18 protein-coding genes and 1 pseudogene are annotated in these 19,136 nt (G+C 67.2%); 11 read left to right on the forward strand and 8 right to left on the reverse strand.

Annotated features, from left to right (window positions below; all coding sequences use genetic code 11):
* Window positions 1-28: 28 nt before the first annotated feature.
* Together SB786_RS26665 and SB786_RS26670 are read left to right on the forward strand one after the other, a co-directional pair.
* Entirely contained in the window at window positions 29-889 is an 861-nt protein-coding gene (locus tag SB786_RS26665) for an urea carboxylase-associated family protein (RefSeq protein WP_410730090.1), read from the forward strand.
* An 85-nt stretch (window positions 890-974) separates the two neighbouring features.
* A complete protein-coding gene (locus SB786_RS26670; protein ID WP_012366213.1) occupies window positions 975-1,649 on the forward strand; it encodes a GntR family transcriptional regulator in 675 nt (224 codons plus the stop codon).
* A gap of 52 nt (window positions 1,650-1,701) precedes the next feature.
* Here SB786_RS26670 and SB786_RS26675 read toward each other — a convergent pair whose 3' ends face one another.
* The 4 genes from SB786_RS26675 to SB786_RS26690 form a co-directional block, all read right to left on the reverse strand.
* A complete protein-coding gene (locus tag SB786_RS26675) occupies window positions 1,702-2,100 on the reverse strand; it encodes an ectoine synthase (protein WP_410730091.1) in 399 nt (132 codons plus the stop codon).
* A gap of 66 nt (window positions 2,101-2,166) precedes the next feature.
* Complete coding sequence (locus SB786_RS26680; protein ID WP_410730134.1) at window positions 2,167-3,507, reverse strand: amidase family protein; 1,341 nt, start codon at window positions 3,505-3,507, stop codon at window positions 2,167-2,169.
* A 23-nt stretch (window positions 3,508-3,530) separates the two neighbouring features.
* Window positions 3,531-5,033, reverse strand: coding sequence for an amino acid ABC transporter permease/ATP-binding protein (locus tag SB786_RS26685; RefSeq protein WP_410730092.1), 1,503 nt, complete (start codon window positions 5,031-5,033; stop codon window positions 3,531-3,533).
* Window positions 5,034-5,118: 85 nt separating this feature from the next.
* Window positions 5,119-5,967, reverse strand: coding sequence for an ABC transporter substrate-binding protein (locus SB786_RS26690; protein ID WP_410730093.1), 849 nt, complete (start codon window positions 5,965-5,967; stop codon window positions 5,119-5,121).
* Here SB786_RS26690 and SB786_RS26695 point away from each other — a divergent pair.
* Window positions 5,966-6,103 (forward strand): hypothetical protein, encoded by a 138-nt coding sequence (locus SB786_RS26695; protein WP_410730094.1) that lies wholly within the window; start codon window positions 5,966-5,968, stop codon window positions 6,101-6,103. The genes SB786_RS26690 and SB786_RS26695 overlap by 2 nt on opposite strands.
* 333 nt (window positions 6,104-6,436) lie before the next feature.
* Here the strand turns inward: SB786_RS26695 and SB786_RS26700 are convergent, their stop codons facing one another.
* Entirely contained in the window at window positions 6,437-7,333 is an 897-nt protein-coding gene (locus SB786_RS26700; protein ID WP_105787823.1) for a glutamate/aspartate ABC transporter substrate-binding protein, read from the reverse strand.
* A 410-nt stretch (window positions 7,334-7,743) separates the two neighbouring features.
* On the opposite strand from SB786_RS26700, the gene SB786_RS26705 reads away from it, so the two are divergent.
* Both SB786_RS26705 and mgtA read left to right on the forward strand, forming a co-directional pair.
* Window positions 7,744-9,411 (forward strand): S8 family peptidase, encoded by a 1,668-nt coding sequence (locus tag SB786_RS26705; protein WP_410730095.1) that lies wholly within the window; start codon window positions 7,744-7,746, stop codon window positions 9,409-9,411.
* 719 nt (window positions 9,412-10,130) lie between these two features.
* Window positions 10,131-12,902: a magnesium-translocating P-type ATPase gene (gene mgtA / locus SB786_RS26710; RefSeq protein ID WP_410730096.1), complete on the forward strand. Its 2,772-nt coding sequence runs from the start codon at window positions 10,131-10,133 to the stop codon at window positions 12,900-12,902.
* 104 nt (window positions 12,903-13,006) lie between these two features.
* Here the strand turns inward: mgtA and SB786_RS26715 are convergent, their stop codons facing one another.
* Both SB786_RS26715 and SB786_RS26720 read right to left on the reverse strand, forming a co-directional pair.
* Window positions 13,007-13,291 carry a transcriptional regulator gene (locus SB786_RS26715; protein WP_410730097.1) on the reverse strand — a complete coding sequence of 95 codons (285 nt, stop codon included), beginning with the start codon at window positions 13,289-13,291 and terminating at the stop codon, window positions 13,007-13,009.
* 72 nt (window positions 13,292-13,363) lie between these two features.
* The gene (locus SB786_RS26720) at window positions 13,364-14,239 is read right to left on the reverse strand and encodes a LysR family transcriptional regulator (protein WP_006752353.1); all 876 of its coding nucleotides are present in this window, start codon (window positions 14,237-14,239) and stop codon (window positions 13,364-13,366) included.
* 93 nt (window positions 14,240-14,332) lie between these two features.
* Between SB786_RS26720 and SB786_RS26725 the strand changes: the two genes are divergently transcribed.
* From SB786_RS26725 to SB786_RS26750, 6 genes are all read left to right on the forward strand, one after another.
* Window positions 14,333-14,569, forward strand: a complete 237-nt coding sequence (locus SB786_RS26725) for a hypothetical protein (RefSeq protein WP_410730098.1) — start codon at window positions 14,333-14,335, stop codon at window positions 14,567-14,569.
* Between the two features lie 198 nt (window positions 14,570-14,767).
* A complete protein-coding gene (locus SB786_RS26730) occupies window positions 14,768-15,847 on the forward strand; it encodes a serine hydrolase (RefSeq protein WP_410730099.1) in 1,080 nt (359 codons plus the stop codon).
* A 44-nt stretch (window positions 15,848-15,891) separates the two neighbouring features.
* Entirely contained in the window at window positions 15,892-16,134 is a 243-nt protein-coding gene (locus SB786_RS26735) for a hypothetical protein (RefSeq protein WP_228907895.1), read from the forward strand.
* A gap of 153 nt (window positions 16,135-16,287) precedes the next feature.
* The gene (locus SB786_RS26740; RefSeq protein ID WP_410730100.1) at window positions 16,288-16,743 is read left to right on the forward strand and encodes a MarR family winged helix-turn-helix transcriptional regulator; all 456 of its coding nucleotides are present in this window, start codon (window positions 16,288-16,290) and stop codon (window positions 16,741-16,743) included.
* Between the two features lie 70 nt (window positions 16,744-16,813).
* Window positions 16,814-17,377, forward strand: coding sequence for a cysteine hydrolase (locus SB786_RS26745; RefSeq protein ID WP_410730101.1), 564 nt, complete (start codon window positions 16,814-16,816; stop codon window positions 17,375-17,377).
* Window positions 17,374-18,828, forward strand: coding sequence for a DHA2 family efflux MFS transporter permease subunit (locus tag SB786_RS26750; protein ID WP_410730102.1), 1,455 nt, complete (start codon window positions 17,374-17,376; stop codon window positions 18,826-18,828). The genes SB786_RS26745 and SB786_RS26750 overlap by 4 nt, the downstream gene beginning before the upstream one ends.
* A gap of 93 nt (window positions 18,829-18,921) precedes the next feature.
* On the opposite strand, the pseudogene SB786_RS26755 reads toward SB786_RS26750, so the two are convergent.
* A pseudogene (locus SB786_RS26755) lies at window positions 18,922-19,041 on the reverse strand (SulP family inorganic anion transporter); the annotation flags it as partial.
* Window positions 19,042-19,136 lie beyond the last annotated feature (95 nt).

A 19,136-nucleotide genomic window follows, 5' to 3' on the forward strand; every position in this document is an offset into this window, starting at 1 on the left:
TGACAACCTTCCCCGAGAGTACCGCGTCATGTCGAACTATCCCGCCGCCTACCAGGTCACCAAGGGTTCCGTCCTGAATGTCGACAAAGCCTTTTATTCCGCGATTGCCCGACGTCATGACGCGCGCGAACGGATCGCGTCGCACGTCGTGCCGATCCGCAGCGGCTTCGCGTGGACGGTGCCGGCCGGTCACGTGTTCCGGATCGTCACGCTCGAAGGCCCGCAAGTCGCCGACTTCAACATGTGGAACCTGCACAATCCACGCGAACGCATGTGGGCATCGCGCACGCGCCAGTTGCAGGCCGCCCACGTGACGACGTTCGACCGGCTCTGGTCGACCTTGCCGTACCTCCGTCCGATGGTCACGATCACCGACGACACACTCGCCGGCTACGGCGTCGACGGCGACGGTGGCCGCGTGCACGACCTGCTCGGCACGCGCTGCGACCCGTACGTGAACAAGCTGCTGACCGGCGAGGATTTTCATTTCCACTGTCATTCGAACCTCGTGCGCGCGGTCGCGCCGTACGGGCTGACCGAATTCGACGTGCACGACGTGCTCAACGTATTCCAGTGCACGGGCCTGAACGACGACGACAAGTACTTCATGAAGGCCTGCCCCGCGCAACCGGGCGACTACCTCGAGTTCTTCACGGAAATCGACGTGCTGTGCGCGATGTCGACGTGTCCGGGCGGCGACCTGTCCGTCCCGATGTGGGGGCCCGACGCGCGCGATCCGATCGACGTGTGCCGGCCGCTGGGCGTCGAGGTGTACCGGCTCGACCCGAGCCTGCTCGAAGGCTGGGCCTCGCCGCCCGTCGCGCCGTACCGCGGCCTCCACGGGATGCAGCCGCCGCACGCCGATTGGCAGCACGACAAGACGGCGTAACGACGCCCATAGCCCGTAGAATGGCGAAACGCCGCCGGCCGGCCACGCCGGCGGCGCAGGATCAGGAGAGGAGCGAACGAAACGAATGGCAAGCGAAAAAGCGCGAGGACAGTCGGTCGCCGACCGGATCAGCCATCAACTGCGCGAACACATCATCAGCGGCAAGCTGCCGCCCGGCACCGCGCTGATCGAGATGGACCTCGCGGCCGAATACGACACGTCGCGCAACTCGCTTCGCGAAGTCCTGCATCAGCTCGGCCGTGAAGGGCTCGTCACGTTCGTGCGGCACAAGGGCGTGGTCGTGCGCACGCTGAATCGCCAGGACGTGCGCGATCTCTACGTCGCGCGCCGCACGCTCGAACTGCATGCGTTGAACACGGCGGAACTCGCGCAGCCGGCGCTGCTCGAGAAAATGCAGAGCGCGATTCGCGCGGCCGAACGCGAGCTCGCCAAGGAAAACTGGCAGGCCGTCGGCACGCACAGCCTGCGATTCCACCAGCACATCGTCGCGCTGCAGAAGTCGGCGCTGCTCGACGAATTCTTCCGGACCATCTCGGCACAGCTGCGCCTCGTCTTCGCCGCCGATCCCGACGAGAAGCGCGTGCAAACGCCCGACTGGATCCAGCGCGAATACCAGATCTACGACCTGCTCACGCAGAACCGTCGCAGCGAAGCTGTTACGGCACTCACGCGCTATCTCGACGATTCCGAGCGGATGCTCGTCGACGCGATCAAGCGCAGCCACCGCGAGGCAGCCTGAACCCGAACACCGTGTGGCCATTGCGCCGCAAGATGCGGCGCGCAACGGCCCGTCACGCTTGCTGTTCCGTCGGCAACGCGTAACTGCCGTCTTCCCGATGTGTCTCGAGCCCCGTCAACGGCGGGTTGAACACGCATACGAGATGCAGGTCGCCGCGCGTCGCGCGCAGGATATGCGGATCGTTCAGGTTCAGTGCATAGATCGTGCCGGGCGTGATCGGGTGCACGTCGCCGGTGGCCGTATCGACGACTTCCCCTTCCCCGGCCACGCAGTAGTTGGTCTCGAAGTGATTCTTGTAATGCAGGTGCAGTTCCGCGCCTTCATGCACCCGCGTCTCGTGGACGGAGTAGCCGACGCCGTCCTGCTTCACGATCATGCGCTTGCTGTCCCAGCCCGGGCCTCGCGCATGGCGTTCGGTATTGGCGATATCGGTCGATTTCACGACGATCATAAGCACCTCTGATGAGTAACGAGTAGTGGCGAAAATGGCAAGGCGAGCCCTGCCGCGGGAAGCCTGTCATGCGGAATCGGTCAGCGCGCGCTCAACCATGGCCGCGACATCGAGCAGCCGCGCGTCTTCATGTCGACGCCCGGTGATCAGCAAGCCGACGGGTTGCCGGTTGCGCAGGTCGCCCGGCACGCTGATGCTCGGCAGGGCGAGCCGGTTCGCGAATTCGGTCAGCCGGAACGCACGCGCGTTCTGCTCGAGGTACGCGGCTTCGTCGGCCAGGTCCGCCACGCGCGGCGGCAGCATCGGCACCGTCGGCGTCAGCACCGCGTCCGCGTCGCCGAGTTCGGCGTGATACGTGTCGGCCAGTGCGGCCAGACGCAGCAGCGCCGCCGCGTAATCGTGCGCGCGTACCTGCTCGCCCGCGGCGATGCGCGCGCCAACCAGCGGATCGTAACGGTCCGCCGCCGTCGCCAGCCGCGCACGATGCAGCATGAACGCCTCGGCCGCGATGATGCCGCCCGCGCGGGCGACCGCGCCGGCCTCGGCCACGCAATCGAGCCGCTTGCGCCGGATGCGCGCGCCGTGCGCGGACAGTCGGGACAGCCACGCGTCGAATGCGTGTGCCACGACCGGATCCACGTCGTCGGTGGCGAATGGTTCGGGCACGACGAACTGCAGATCGCGGATCGCCGCCGGTCGTCGCCGCCGCGCATCGCGGCCATGCAACGCAACGTCGGCCTCGCGGCAAAGCCCGACCGTCGCGGCCAACAGGCCCGGCACGTCGAAGCTGGTCGACAGGAACTGCATGCCGTCGCTCGCATAGCGCCCACGCGACGGCTTGAATCCGGTCACCCCGCAGAATGCGGCGGGAATACGTGCCGACCCGCTCGTGTCGGAACCCAGCGACAGGTCGGCCGCGCCGAGCGCAACCGACACCGCCGCGCCCGAACTCGATCCGCCGGCCACCCGCTCGCGCCGCGCATCGAGCGGTGTCGTCGGCGTACCGTACGCACGATTCATGCCGAGCGCGCCATACGCGAACTCGGTCATCGCCGTCTGCGCGACCAGCACCGCGCCGGCCCGGCGCAGCATCGACACCATCGCGGCGTCGGTGCGTGCCGGCGGCTCATCGGCCAGCACACGCGAGCCCGCATGCGTGACCCACCCTTCGCAATCGAAACAGGCCTTCACCGTCAGCACGGCGCCGGCCAGCGGCGCATCGACCGCACCACCGCGTAGCGACGCATCCCATGCACGCGCGTCGGCAAGCGCCGCGGCGTCGCGCCGCGCGAGCCACGCGGTTCCGATGTCGCCGGGATACGCATCGGCACGTGCGAGACACGCGCTCAGCCGCTGCGCACACGAGCGTGCGTTCGAGTCGCCCAGCCGCAAGCCCATCGGGTCCATTCGTGCTCCCGTCCAGTCGTTCGTCATGCGATATGAACGTGTTTGAGAAAATCCTTCACGCGCGCGTCGCCGCTGCCGCGAATCCGCTCCGGCGGCACGTCGTACAGGATGCGCCCGCGCTCCATGAACACGATCCGGTCGGATACCTTGAACGCGAAGTTCATTTCATGGGTCACGATGATCATCGTCATCCCTTCCTTCGCCAGCGTCTCGACGACCTTCAACACTTCGCCGACGAGCTCGGGATCGAGCGCCGACGTCGGCTCGTCGAACAGCATGATCGACGGCCGCGTCGCGAGCGCGCGCGCGATGGCGACACGCTGCTGCTGGCCGCCGGAAAGCTGGTGCGGATACTTGTTCGCATGTTCGAGCATCCCGACCTTCGACAGCAGCGACAGCGCCTGCAGCCGGATCGCCGCCGCATCGGCCTGCCGGTGATAGCACGGCGCCATCATCACGTTCTGCAGCGCGGTGCGGTGCGGAAACAGGTTGAAGCTCTGGAACACCATGCCGATATCGAGGATGCGCTCATGCGACACGCGCGGCGGATGCGAACCCGACGCGCGGATGAACGGCTCGCCGTACAGGTCGATCTCGCCCGCGTTCACCGGTGCGAGCCCGTTGATGGTGCGGATCAGCGACGTCTTGCCGGAGCCGGACGGGCCAATGATCGACACCACCTGCCCCGGTACGACGTCGAGATGAATGTCCTTCAACACTTCGTGGCGGCCGTAGCGCTGCTGCACGCCTTTCAGGCGAAGCGCGAATTCGGCGTTCGCTCGCTGCCTCGGCGCGACGGCCGGCACCGGCGGCGGCAACGCAAGATCGATCTCGTCGGCCTGGACGGGCGTGCGCCGACTGACGTCGAGATGCCGCTCGAGATAGCCGAGCAGCCGGCTGAACACGGTCACGATCAACACGTAGTAGAACGCCACGGCCAGCATCGTTTCGAACACCAGGAAATTCTGCGTGTACAGCCGCTGCCCGACGAGCAGAATCTCGGCCAGCGAAATCACCGACACCAGCGACGTGAGCTTCACGATCGTGATGAACTCGTTCGCGAGCGCGGGCAGCGCGATGCGGATCGCCTGCGGCATCACGATCATCCGCTGGATGCCGGCGAAGCGGATACCCAGCGCGCGGCCGGCCTCGAGCTGCCCGCGCGGCACCGACAGGATCCCGCCGCGATGGATTTCCGCGAAATACGCGGTCTCGCTCAGCACCATCGCGATCAGGCCGGCCGTGAACGGATCGGACAGCACCGCGCTGGTTGCGGGAAAGACTTGCGGCAGGTTGTAGATGAAGACCAGCAGCACAAGCAGCGGCAGGCTGCGGAAGAACCAGATGTAGACGGCTGCCGCCCGCTTCAGCAGCGGCCGGTGCGACTGTCTCGCGAGCGCCACCGGAAAGCCGAGCAATACGCCGAGCAGCCATGCGACGACGCTCAGTTCGACGACCACGACGCAGGCGCGCCAGAAATCCTTGTCCCACAAGAGCTGAAACGCATAATGCCAATCGAACTGCATCGATGACTCCTCAAGCGCGGATGGAGATGCGGCCGCGCGGCGCGCGCGGTGGTCGGGACGTGCGTGCTACATGCTTGCTACGTGCCTACTTCGCAGTGCCGAGCGCATTGGCGACGTCCGCGGCCGTCGGCTCCTGCAACCCGTATCTCTTCACGAGGCTGCCGTACTCGCCGCTGCGCTTGGCATCGTTCAATGCGCGCTCGAGCGCACCCTGCAGGCCGCTATCGCCCTTCGTCATGCCGAGGCCGATGACGATCGGATACAACAGCGTCGTCGAACTGATGTCGACACGTCCGTTCGTCTGTTTCGGAATCCCCTGCGCGACGGCCGCGTCCTCGATCTGGACATCGACCGCCTTCGACATCAGCGCCGACGTCGCTTCCGGCGACGTCGGAAACTCGAGGATCGCGATCTCGCCGCGCCCGGCCGCCTTGCACGTGTCCTGCGACACCGCACGCAGCTTCGGCGTCCACGACGCACCCTTGATCGAGCCAACCCGCTTGCCGCACAAGTCCCGCGGCGTCTTCGGCAGGAACGCGCTGCCCTTCGCGACGAGCAGCGAGGCGCCCGTCTTCAGGTACGGCACGAAATCGACCTGCTTCACGCGATCGGGCGTCACGTACAGCGCGGATGCGACGACGTCGAAGCGGCGCGCCTTCATTCCGAGGATCAGGTCCGGAAACCGCGTATCGAGAAATACCGGCTCCAGCTTGAGGTGACGTGCGAGCAGCCGCGAGAACTCCGCGTCGAAGCCGGCGGGCTTGCCGGCCTCCAGGTAAGCGTAAGGCGGATACGTGAGGTCGGAGCCCACCAGCAAGGTGCCGGGCCGCACCGTCTGCAGCGGAGCCGCGGCCGCGAGCGAGCACGCGAACGCGAACGCGAGCGGCACGAGCGCACCGCGAAGGAAATGTCGAAGCGGGAAACGAGCGGACATGGCGAAGCTCCTGGGTTATTCGGCTCCCGCGCTGAAACATCGCAACGCCTCCCGCGGGCCGCCGTATGCGGCTTTCCAGGATTTTCCGCCGAAAATTGTTGAACAATTTCGGCCGATTCTGACCAGTTCAAATTGAAATCTGTATTCGGGTTTACGCGGCAGACGACATCAACGGACGCGAGCCGGCACGCACACGCGCACCACGCTTCGGCACGAGCATGCGTTGGGGTAAGGAGGGAAAAGAGGGGTGGAGACGGCCCCGGATCGAGGCCCTTCGAAGTACTGGACGACGCGCGCAACGCGTGTGGTGAAGGATCAGAAGGCGGGTTTCAGCATCGGGCGCGATGCGCGCGGACCACATTTACGGACGCAGGATGCGTGCCGCGACGCCGGCCCCCAGCCGGATAGATTCAATCGTGCAGGCCCGAGAAGGCTATGTGTCGGCCCGCACGCCAACTCGACGCCCCGCTCAGTACTGCGCCTGATCCGTCGGATTCCTGAACAGCTGCTTCATCTCCGGCGACAGCGGATAGTTGAGGCTCACGCCTTTCGGCGGAATCGGCTGCATGAACCACTGGTCGTAGAGCTTCTCGGCCGCGCCGGAAGTCTGCAGCTTCGCGATCACGCCGTCGACCACGTGCTTGAATGCAGGATCGTCCTTTCGCATCATGCATGCGTAGTTTTCGTGGACGAGCGGCGTGCCCGCCACCGTGTACGCGCCCGGATTGCGGTCCTTCGCGATCTCGCCGTACAGCAGCGGCTCGTCCATCACGAACGCGACCGCGCGCCCCGTCGTGACGTTCATGAACGCTTCGGCGTGGTCCTTCGCGCTGATGATCGTCATGTTCATCCCCTTCTCCTCGTTGAGCTTGCGCAGCAGGCGCTCGTCCGACGTGCCGGCCGTCGTCGCGACCGTCTTGCCGGCCAGATCCGTGAAGTCCTTCACGCCCGAATCCTTGCGCGTGCTGAAGCGGATCCCATACAAGAAGATGCTGTTCGAGAACGCGGCCTGCTTCTGCCGCTCCAGCGTGTTGGTCGTCGACCCGCACTCGAAGTCGATCGTGCCGTTCTGCAGCAGCGGAATCCGGTTCTGCGACGTGATCGGGATTTCCTTCACCGTCAGGTTCGGCGCCTTCAGTTCCACCTTCAGCGCGTCGATGATGCGCGCCGCGATGTCGCGCGAGTAGCCGATGTTCTTCTGCTGGTTGTCCGAATACGAGAACGGCACCGACGATTCGCGGATACCCAGCGACACGATGCCGGTGTCCTTGATCTTCTTCAGCGTGCCGGTGAGCGCCTGCGCGTGCGCGGTGCCCGCCAGTGCGCAGGTCAGCGCGACGGCCAGCCAACGGAAGCGGCGATCCATGCTTTTCTCCTGACGAAACGTTGATCGAATCGCGATCGTACGCCCGACAAAATTCGCGTCGCATCAGGGAAAGCGCAAGGAGCCCGCCGGCGGCAGCCCCATTTGCCGTGGCGCGCAAACGCGCGTAGCTGCCGGGTCGCGCCCAGTCGGCGGCACTGGGTCACGTCCTGCCCGCCGTATCACGGGCATCCGACCCGCAATCGTGCTGCGCCGCAACATCGCAATCGTTTGCGGTAATCAGATTTTTTCTCCTACAACGACTCAAGAAGCGCGCGCGGCAGCCGTTACCCAGTGCATGGCGCGTCGCAGCAACCTCGCGGCATACGTCAGACAAAAACGACATCGTCCGGTGTTCCTCCGGACCAGGCACGACCGCCAGCACGACGGTTATCTACGAGGATCGCTTCACCATGAGAGCCACACGTTTCGATTTCGCGCTGGCCCGCTCCGCTCACGCGCGCATGCTTGCCGGCATGCTCTCCGCCGCGGCCCTGCTTCCGCTCGCCGGCTGCGGCGGCGGTGGCGGCGACGGCAGCAATCCGTCTTCCTCCAATGCAGCCCCGGCCCCCGCGCCGTCGCCCGCCCCAACGCCGACCCCCGCGCCCCCGACGACCCCGCCCGCCACCAGCGGCGGCAACGCGTGCACGACGCAGCAGGCCGCCGCGCAGATGGCCGCCCAGACCACCGCGCAGGCCGAGCCGCCGGTCGATCACCTGATCGTCAAGCTGAAGACGCTGACGGCCACGCGTGCGATGGCGGCCCTCGACACCGGCACGCGGCTCGACGCGGTGATCCAGCGCTCGCTCACGCGCTGGTCGGCGCCGACGGCGACCAGCGCCGCACGTGCGTATGCCGCCGTGACGGCGTCGCAGGCATCGCTGAACGTGCAGGTCGAGCGGACGCTGTCGGATGGCGCGGCCGTGCTGTCGATCGGCCAGCGTATCGCGTCCGGCGACGCGGCGGCGCTCGCGCAGGCATTCGCGGCCGACGGCGACGTCGACTACGCGGAACCGGATCACCCGATGCAGATCCGCGACACGCCGAGCGACCCCGCGTACAGCCAGCAGTGGTATCTGTCCGATGCGAGCGTCGGCATCAACACCCCGCCCGCCTGGACGCGGACCAAGGGTTCGCCGACGGTCGTCACGGCCGTGCTCGACACCGGCTACCGGCCGCACCCCGACCTCGTCGGCAACCTGCTGCCCGGCTACAACTTCATCTCGAACGTCAACACGAGCAACAACGGCCAGGCGCGCGGCACCGATGCGACCGATCCGGGTGACTGGGTCACGCAACAGGAACTCGACGACGCCAGCGGCCCGTACTATCACTGCGCAAGCGAGCCGAGCACCAGCAGTTGGCACGGCACCCGCGTGATGGGCGTGATCGGCGCGAACGCCAACAACGGTATCGGCGTCGCCGGCGTGTCGTGGCTCGGCCGGATCCTGCCGGTGCGCGTGCTCGGCAAGTGCGGCGGCAAGACGAGCGACATCGCCGACGCGATGCGCTGGGCGGCCGGCATTCCGGTCGCCGGCGTGGCGGCCAACCCGAATCCCGCGAAGGTCATCAACCTGAGCCTGGGCGGTGTCGGCGCGTGCAGCGCGACGTTCCAGCAGGCAATCGACGACGTGAACGCGAAGGGCGTGACCGTCATCGTCGCCGCCGGCAATGACGGCCTGTCGACCGCGTTCGACCAGCCCGCGAACTGCCGCGGCGTGATCAGCGTCGGCGCGACGGACGCGACCGGCCGCCGCGCATCGTTCAGCAATTTCGGTTCCGACGTCGCGCTGAGCGCACCAGGCGTCAGCATCCTGTCGACGGCCAACGGCGGCACCACGACGCCGGGCGCGGATACGTACGGCACCGCGAGCGGCACGAGTCTCGCGACGCCGCAGGTATCGGGCATCGTCGGGCTGATGTTGTCGGTGAACGGCAATCTCACGCCCGCGCAGATCCAGCAGAAGCTGCAAGGCGGTGCGCGTGCGGCGATGCTGCCGGCCAGCACGTCGTGCACCGCGCTGCCGGCGGGCGCCGGCATCGCCGATGCAGGCGCCGCCGTCACAGCTGCCATGCAGTAAGCCGCACGCTGCGTCGACGCAACCGCGCGCATGGCAGCCATGCGCGCGGTTTTTTCATGCGCGAAGCCGATCTCGTCGCGCTAACGTTCTGCAAGCATTGCCTGAAAATAAAGGGCGGAAAAAAGGTTGACGCTTCGCACGACGACCCATTACCATCGCCCCGTCTGATTACATGGAGTGTTCTGTGAACACCGATGCGAGTTGTAGTTGGTCCTCGACCAACTTGACTGCTGCCTGAGGAAACCGCGCAGAGCCTCGTCTTCTGCCGCATCCCGGGAAGCAGGATGCGGCGTCCTTCCGGCCTGATTACCGGCCAGAATCCCCCGCCGAATTTTTTCGATATCGCCGAATGCCCGCGCTGCGCCACGGTGCGCTGCCGCGCGTGTGTTCGTGCTGCGCGCCGCGCGAGCTGCGCGCGTGTTCCGTTCGCGTGCCGTTGCGCCGCGCGCCTTCGTGCGTGCGCGGCTGCCGATCGCACGTGCCCGCTACCCGCAACCGACAGGAGTGCAGATGAACCCGGACGACAGTAGCCGATTATCGCTCGCCGGTGCGCCGCTGCGCATCGATCCTCCGACCGCAACACTCCGCGCGCCGGCGAGCGTTCCCCCCTTCACCGATCCACACCCGATCGCGCCTGACGCGACGCGGCGGGGAGCGCTCGTGCGTCGATAACGTCACGGTCGCTCCCCGCCCGCCGCCTCGTGCGCAAGGAGCGACTCATGACACAACGCAAACCCACGCAAAAGAAACAGCGCGGCTTCATCCACGCCGGCCCCGGTCAGCAGAACGAACCGCGCATCATGCGCGCCGCGCAGGAAGCGGCCCGCCCGCTCGAAGAAACCTTCAAGTCGCTGCGCACCAGCACGCGCGGCCTGACCTACGACCAGGCCGCCGATCGCCTTCAGCACAACGGTCCGAACGAAATCGCGCACGACAAGCCGCCGCACTGGACCCGCCAGCTGCTGCACGCGTTCCACAATCCGTTCGTCTATGTGCTGCTCGTGCTGGCCGCGATCAGCTTCTGCACCGACGTCTACTTCGCGGAGCCGGGCGAGCGCGACTACGTCGGCATGACGATCCTGCTGACGATGGTCACGATCAGCGCGCTGCTGCGCTTCGTGCAGGAATTCCGTTCACTGCGTGCGGCCGAAAAGCTCAAGGCGATGGTTCGCACGACGGCGACCGTGCAGCGCGCGATGACCGACACATCCGAGCCGACGCGCCGCGAGGTGCCGATGCGCGAAGTGGTGGTCGGCGACATCGTGCATCTGTCGGCCGGCGACATGATTCCCGCCGACGTGCGCCTGCTCGCGTCGCGCGACCTGTTCATCAGCCAGGCCGTGCTGACCGGCGAAGCGCTGCCGGTCGAGAAGTACGACACGCTGGGCGCGGTCGCCGGCAAGTCGGCGAACACGGGTACGGCCGGCGCGCCGGGCGCGGCGAACGACGCGTCGACGTCGCTGCTCGATCTCGAGAACGTGTGCTTCATGGGCACCAACGTGGTCAGCGGCACCGCGACGGCCGTCGTCGTCGCGACCGGCGAGGACACCTACTTCGGTTCGCTCGCGCGCAACGTCGTGAGCCACAAGCGCATCGAGACGAGCTTCGATCGCGGCGTCGCAAGCGTGAGCTGGCTGCTGATCAAGTTCATGTTCGTGATGGTGCCGATCGTGTTCATGATCAACGGCCTGACCAAGGGCGACTGGCTGAGCGCGCTTACGTTCGCGCTCGCGGTGGCCGTCGGCCTCACGCCCGAGATGCTGCCGATGATCGTCAGCGCGAACCTCGCGCGCGGCGCGATCGCGATGGCGCGCCGCAAGGTCGTCGTGAAGCGGCTGAACTCCGTGCAGAACTTCGGCGCGATGGACGTGCTGTGCACCGACAAGACCGGCACGCTCACACAGGACAAGATCATTCTCGAACACCATCTCGACCTGTCCGGCCACAAGAACGAGGACATCCTGCGGCTCGGCTGGCTGAACAGCTTCCATCAGAGCGGCCAGAAGAACCTGATCGACATCGCCGTGGTCGCGCGCGCCGACGAGATCGGCGAGCGCGTGAAGCCGCAAGGCTACAAGAAGATCGACGAGCTGCCGTTCGATTTCGTGCGCCGTCGCCTGTCGGTCGTCGTCGAGGACACGCACGGCACGCACCTGCTGATCTGCAAGGGCGCGGTCGAGGAAATGCTGGCGGTGTCGACCCATGTACAGGACGAGGACGGCGTGCGCCCGCTCGATTTCGTCGCGCGCAAGCGGCTGCTCGAGCAGGCGAACGCGTACAACGAGGACGGCTTTCGCGTGCTGGTGCTCGCGACGCGCATGATTGCGCGCGGCGACGAACGCGAGCAGTACCGCACCGCCGACGAGCGTGACCTCGTCGTGCGCGGCTTCCTGACCTTCCTCGATCCGCCGAAGGAATCGGCCGCGCCGGCGCTCGCCGCGCTGCGCGAGAACGGCGTGTCGGTGAAGGTGCTGACGGGCGACAACCCGACCGTCACGATGAAGGTCTGCCGCCAGGTCGGCCTCCAGCCGGGCAAGCCGGTGCTCGGCGCCGAAATCGAGGCGCTCGACGACGCGACGCTCGCGCAGGTCGTCGAACGCACGACGGTGTTCGCGAAGCTCACGCCGCTGCAGAAGGCGCGCATCGTGAAGGCACTGCAGGCGAACGGTCACACGGTCGGCTTCCTTGGCGACGGCATCAACGACGCGCCCGCTCTGCGCGACGCCGACGTCGGCATCTCGGTCGACAGCGGCGCCGACATCGCGAAGGAAACCGCCGACATCATCCTGCTCGAAAAGAGCCTGATGGTGCTCGAGGAAGGCGTGATCAAGGGCCGCGAGACGTTCGGCAACATCCTGAAGTACCTGAACATGACCGCCAGCTCGAACTTCGGCAACGTGTTTTCGGTGCTCGTCGCCAGCGCGTTCCTGCCGTGGGAGCCGATGCTCGCGACCCAGCTGCTGGTGCTGAACCTGATCTACGACACGTCGCAGATGCTGCTGCCGTGGGACCGGATGGATCCGGAGTTCCTGAAGAAGCCGCGCAAGTGGGAAGCCGGCAACATCAGCCGCTTCATGCTGTGGGTCGGGCCGACGTCGTCGGTGTTCGACATCACGACGTACATCCTGATGTGGACCGTGTTCGGCGCGGGCGCGATGTATCACCTGCACGGCGGCACGGGCGGCCAGGTCGTGATGAACTCGGGCTGGTTCATCGAGAGCCTCGTGTCGCAGACGCTCGTCGTGCATCTGCTGCGCACGCAGAAGATCCCGTTCCTGCAGAGCACGGCCGCACTGCCGGTGCTGCTGTCGACCTTCACCGCGATCGCCATCGGCTGCTGGCTGCCGTTCTCGCCGTTCGCCGATTCGCTCGGCTTCATGCACCTGCCGGGTACCTACTGGCTGTGGCTCGCGGCGACGATGGTCGGCTACATCCTGCTCGCGCAGATCGTCAAGACAATCTATGTGCGTCGCTACAAGCAGTGGTTCTGATAACGCGGCGCCGGTTGACGGTGCGGTGGTGATATCGCGGTGATGCGGCCGATGCCGCATGTCGAACGGTCATGCGACGGACCGCCTTCGGGCGGTCCGTTTTCTCATTCGGCGTCGTTCGCGCCGAACAGTTGCGCACACACGGCGCGCCCCTCTTCGGTCAATGCGGCACTGCCGGTGCCGTCGTCGCTCAGCGCCGTCGCGCTCAGGCCGGCGGCGTCGAGTTGCGTCAGCACGCGACGCAGCGCGCTCATCGGCAATTGCGTGCGCTTCGCGATCTTCGGCAGCGACCAGGTCTTGCCGGACGGATCGGTCGCGGCTTCGTGCAGCGTCGCGAGCGTCGCAACGAGTGCGGGATCGAGCGGGGCGTCGTCGGATGCTGAAGTCATCGGTTCGGATTCGTGAGCCGGCGCCGGGCCGGAATTCAGGAAGGATGCCATCGCGAGCACTATACGCCGCCGTTACGCACCCTTGATCGCCGCGCGCATGAACGACACGAAACGCGTGGTCACCGGATCGTCGCGATCGGACAGCCATGCGAGCCCGACGCGCCATTTGGCGTCCCTGCCGTCGAGCGGCAGGACGGTCGCGTCGCGCAGCAGGTACTGCGCGCCCGACGGAATGAACGCGACGCCCACCCCGGCCGCGACCGACGTGAGCACCGATTGCACGTCCTCCGCCTGCTGCGTGACCTGCGGCACGAAGCGCCGCTCGACGCACCACCGGTCGATCTGCGCGGCGAGCCCGGGGCCGCGTGCGCGCTGCAGCGCGATGAAGCCGATCTCGTTGAGCACGTCGAGATCGGCCGGCACGCGCTTGAAACCGAGATGCGGCGGCACCGCGAGCGCGAGCGCCTCGTCGATCACCTTGAACGACGACAGCCCTTCATCGGACGGCAGACGCAGGAAGCCGGCGTCGAGCTTGCCGGCGCGCAGCCGGCGTGTTTGCTCGGACGACGACAGATCGCTCAGCGTGACCGCGATACCCGGATTGCGCCGACGGAATTCCGCGACGAGTTTCGGCACGAGCGTCAGCACGGACAGGCAGATGCCGAGCCGCAAATGCCCGCGTTGTCCGCTGGTCGCCTCCCGTGCACGCGCCAGGATCTCGTCGGCATCGCGCACGAGCGCCTGCGCATCGGGCAGGAAGCGTTCGCCGAACGGCGTCAGTTCCGCGCCGTGCCGTCCACGCTCGAACAGCTTGCCGCCGAGGCTCGCCTCGAGCGCGCCGATCTGCTTGCTCAGCGCCGGCTGGCTCATGTGCAGCGCGTCGGCCGCGCGGCTGAAATGGCTGAGTTCGGTGACCGTCAGGAAGGTGCGCAGCAGTTTCAATTCCATTCTTTAAAGGAATCATATCGATCGAAACATTCATTTTACTGATCGAACGCGGTGACGTTCAATACGGACATGCCCTTCCTGGAATTCACTGTCATGCCCGTTGATCATGCGGCCGAGTGCCTGACCGATATCTCGTGCGACACGGTGGCCGCCGACCAAAGCCGTGTCGAGGCCGATGTGCCGGCGCCCGAGCGTCGTGCCGAACGTGTCGACGGACGCAGCCGCCGCTTTCGCTTCGGTGATGCGCTGGACGACGCGCCGCCGCGCGCCGTCACGGGTTCGATCGCGATCAGCTTCGCGGTCGTGTCGCGCCGGAACTGGCCGCGCTGAGCCTGCTCGTCGCGCGCATTCCGCCGGACGCGCATGTCGCGCCATCCGCAAAAAAACAGCACGAATCCACCCGCATCATGCATCGTTGCGCGCACATCGATCGTCATCGCCTCGCGATCGCGCCTTATAATTTCACGCACCCGCTCACCGCCCATGCATTTCGCGCCGCCGCAACGCGCGTGAAAAGGAGACTTTCGCTTGACCGGCCTCATCGCGCGCCTGCCTCGCGCCCGGACCACCCTGATCCTCGCCATCGCGTTCCTGACACTGGCGTTCGCAACGAACGCGTCCGCGCAGCGCGCGCAGCCGCATCGCACCGCGGCGCCGCATGCGCAGGCGAAAGTCGTCAAGAAGGCCCCCGCCCACCGCAAGAACAAGGCCGTCAAGCACCGCCGCCCGCGCGTCAAGCATCACTCGGTCAAGCGTCACGCCGCGCCCGCGCCGCAGCACCGGCGCGCGAAACGCACGAACGCGGTTCGTCCGCGCCCCGCCGCGAAGCCGCGTCTGCTCGCGAGCTGCGGCTACAGCCCGCGCGCGGTGCGCACGCTGCACTCACGCGCGGCCTACGTGCTCGACGTCGATTCCGGCACGCCGCTACTGGCCCGCAACGCACGCACCGTGCGGCCGATCGCGTCGATCTCGAAGCTGATGACGGCCGTGGTCGCGCGCGACGCGGACCGGCCGCTGAACGGCGTGCTGCGCGTCACTTCACGCGACCGCGACACGATCAAGTTCACCGGTTCGCGGCTGCCGATCGGCGCCGAACTGTCGCGCCGCCAGATGTTCCATATCGCGCTGATGTCGTCGGAAAATCGTGCGGCTGCCGCGCTGAGCCGCGACTATCCGGGCGGCCGTGCCGCGTTCGTGAAGGCGATGAATCGTGAGGCGCGCCGGCTCGGGATGCGCGATACGCATTTCCGCGAACCGACCGGGTTGTCGCCGCACAACGTGTCCACCGCCGAGGATCTCGCGCGGCTCGTCGGCGCGGCCGCGCAGGATCCGCTGATACGCTACTTCTCGACGGACACGTCGACCACCGTGCAGGCCGGCGACGGCGAGCTGCTGTACGTGAACTCCGATCCGCTCGTCCGCAACGGCCGCCTGCCGATCCGGCTGCAGAAAACCGGCTTCATCAACGAATCGGGGCACGGCGTCGTGATGCGCATGCGCGTGAAGGGCCGCCGCGAAACGATCGTGCTGCTCGGCGCACCGACACGCGCTGGCGTGTCGAGCGATGCGCTGAAGATCCATCGCTGGCTGAGCTGCTCGATCCAGTAAGCACGACGCGCGCGGCCGGCGCGTACCTTCAAAGGAGCGGTGCCATGCAGGACGAATACCGTTTCAACGCGTTCGGGCGCCTGCTCGCCGTCGTGCGCTCGAATGGCCGCTGGACCGTGTTCGATCTCGGCGCGGAAGGCAAGCGGCGGCCGGCCAATCTGCAGATTCCGTCCGCGCTCGCCGCGGACGAACTCGCGCAATATCTCGGCGACCTGCTGCACGAAAATGCTTCGCCGAAGTACCACGACGTCGTGCCGGTTCCGGTTCCATCGCCGCGCCGCGCGTAGTACCGGGCCGTACCGCTCACCCTGTTGTTCCGCCGACCGGCCGCTGCCGCGCCAACGCCCGTCGTTCCCCCGCCCGATCGCGCCCACGCACCGCGCATCCCGAACTCACACTCAATTCGACAGGTAAACTTGCAAGTTTAGCTGTCGTATTCTATGCTCCGCCACATGACACCACCACGCACACCCGGCGTTTCCGCCGACACCGTCGCCGCCAACCTGACCCTCGCGGTCGGCCAGTTGATTCGCCGGCTGCGCTCCGAGATCGACTCCGAAGGGCTCGGCATGTCGCAGACGAGCGCACTCGCGCGGCTCGAACGACAGGGCCCGATGACGACCGCCGACCTCGCGCGCGCGGAGGCGATGAAGCCGCAGTCGATGAAGGCGATTCTCGCGAGCCTCGAGGAGGACGGGCTGGTCGAACGCGAGCCGCACCCGACCGACGGCCGCCAGATCCTGTTCCTGCTGACCGCGGCCGGCCGCGAAGCACGACGCAAGCGCGACACCGCGAAGCACAAGTGGCTCGGCGCCGCGATCGAGAAGCTCGACCCTGACGAGATCCGTACGCTCGCCGCCGCGATTCCGCTGATCCGGCGCATCGGCGAGCAATGACCTCCGCCTGCGTGCGGCGCCGCATCCCCGCGCACGCGTTCCTTTGCCCCATTCACGGAGCACCCGCACCATGAGCACAACCCGTCTCGACACGAACACGGCGCTCGTCGTCATCGACCTGCAAAAAGGCATCGTCGCGCTGCCCACGTCCCACCCGGTCGCGCCAGTGATCGAGCGCACCCGCGAACTGCTCGACGCATTCCGCGAGCACGGCCTGCCGGTCGTACTCGTCAACGTCGACGGCAGCGCGCCGGGCCGCAGGCAGCAGCAGGCGCGTCGTGATGCGCCGCCTGCCGACTGGGCCGACCTCGTACCCGAATTGAACCGCCAGCCGGGTGACCACGTCGTGACGAAGAAGACCTGGGGCGCGTTCACCGCCACCGATCTCGACGCGTACCTGAAAGCAGCCGGCGTCACGCAGATCGTGCTGACCGGCGTCGCGACCAGCATCGGCGTCGAGTCGACGGCACGTCAGGCGCACGAACTTGGCTACAACGTGACGCTGGCGGTCGACGCGATGACAGACCTCGACGCGCACGCGCACACGAACAGCATCGAACGGGTGTTCCCGCGTCTCGGCGAGACGGGTTCGACGCAAGACATCCTCGCGCTGCTCGACCGGCGCGGCGCATGAACGGCACGCGCGCCCGGCCGGCGCCGGGCCATGCGGCTGGCCGGTTCGATCCGGCGATCTGGAAAGTCAGCGCGGTCGCCACGCTCGGCGGGCTGCTGTCGCAGCTCGACGCGACGATCGTCAACGTCTCGCTGTCGAGCCTCGCGACCGACCTGCACGCGAGCCTGTCGACGATCCAGTGGGTGACGAGCGGCTACCTGCTCGCGCTCACGCTGGTGTTGCCGCTGAACGGCTGGCTGGTCGACCGCATCGGTGCGAAAGCGCTGTACCTGTGGTGTTTCTCCGCGTTCACGCTGACGTCGGCGCTGTGCGGGCTCGCGTGGTCCGCGCCGTCGCTGATCGCATTCCGCGTGCTGCAGGGCGTCAGCGGCGGGCTGCTCGCGCCGATGGCGCAGATGATGATCGCGCGCGTGGCCGGCCAGCAGATGGCACGCGTGATCGGTTATGCGGCGGTGCCCGTGCTGATCGCGCCGATCCTCGGCCCGGTCGTCGCCGGTGCGATCCTGCAGCACGCGTCGTGGCGCTGGCTCTTTCTCGTGAACTTGCCGGTCGGCGCACTGGCGCTGGCGCTGGCCGTGTGGTTCCTGCCCGGCGATCGCGAGGAAACGCAGCGGCGCGAGCTCGACTGGGTCGGTCTCGCGCTGCTGTCGCCGGCGCTCGTGCTGTTCCTGTATGGCGCGGAGCGGATCGACGCCGTGCCGGGTATCGCGGCAATCGCGGGTTCGGTGCTGCTGCTCGCGGCGTTCCTGCGCGTCGAGCGACGCAAAGGCGAGCATGCGCTGATCGACGTCGCGCTGTTTCGCGCGCGTGTGTTCGGGGCGGCCGCCGCCACGCAGTTCCTGTCGAACGGCGCGATCTACGCGGGGCAGATGCTGATTCCGGTGTTCCTGATCCAGGCATGCGGCCGCTCGCCCGGCGAGATGGGCTGGCTGCTGGCCCCGCTCGGGCTCGGCATGCTCGTCACGTATCCATTGATGGGCGCGCTGACGAGCCGGTTCGGCGTGCGCCGGCTGGCCGCCGCCGGCGCGATGCTCGCGCTCGTCGCGACGCTGCCGATCACGTATCTCGCGCTGGCCGGCTACGATCCGTACGTGCTGGTGCCCGCGCTGTTCCTGCGCGGGATGGGCCAGAGCGCGATCGGCATCCCGTCGATGTCCGCCGCGTATGCGTCGGTCGAACGGCGCAACCTGCCGATGGCGACGACGTCGCTCAATATCGTCCAGCGCCTCGGCGGCCCGACGTTCATGACGATCTGCACGCTGTTTCTCGCATGGCGGCTGCAGGCCGAATCCGTGTCGACGGGCGGCACGCATGGAGTCGCCTACGCGTGGGCGTTCGGCCTGCTTTGCGCGCTGCATGCGGCGAGCTTCGTGACGACGCTGCGGCTGCCGCGATGGTCGAGCGGCGCGGGCGCACGACCGATGGGGGGCGCGCGGGCCGGTTCGCGCTGAAGACGCGGCCTGCCGGTACACGACGCGCGGCATCTGCTGTGCCGGCGTCGTGCCTGATGCTTACAGCGTCTGATGCAGTGTCGGGAAGGTGCATGACGCGCCGCAGCACGCGCACGCGATCAGCGCGAGGAACACCGTATAGAGGCCCGTCACGGCCGGCATGCCGGCGATGTGTGCATAACCAAGCACCCGCGGGATATCCATCGACGCGAGCACCTCATGCATTCCCGGCACCCGCCCGAAACCCGATGGCACAATCACGGTCCCTTTCATGTGCCCTTCGTCGGGCGCGCGCCGCATCGCGGCGC

This window comes from Burkholderia sp. SIMBA_062 (assembly GCF_046534765.1).
GTDB lineage: Bacteria > Pseudomonadota > Gammaproteobacteria > Burkholderiales > Burkholderiaceae > Burkholderia > Burkholderia ambifaria.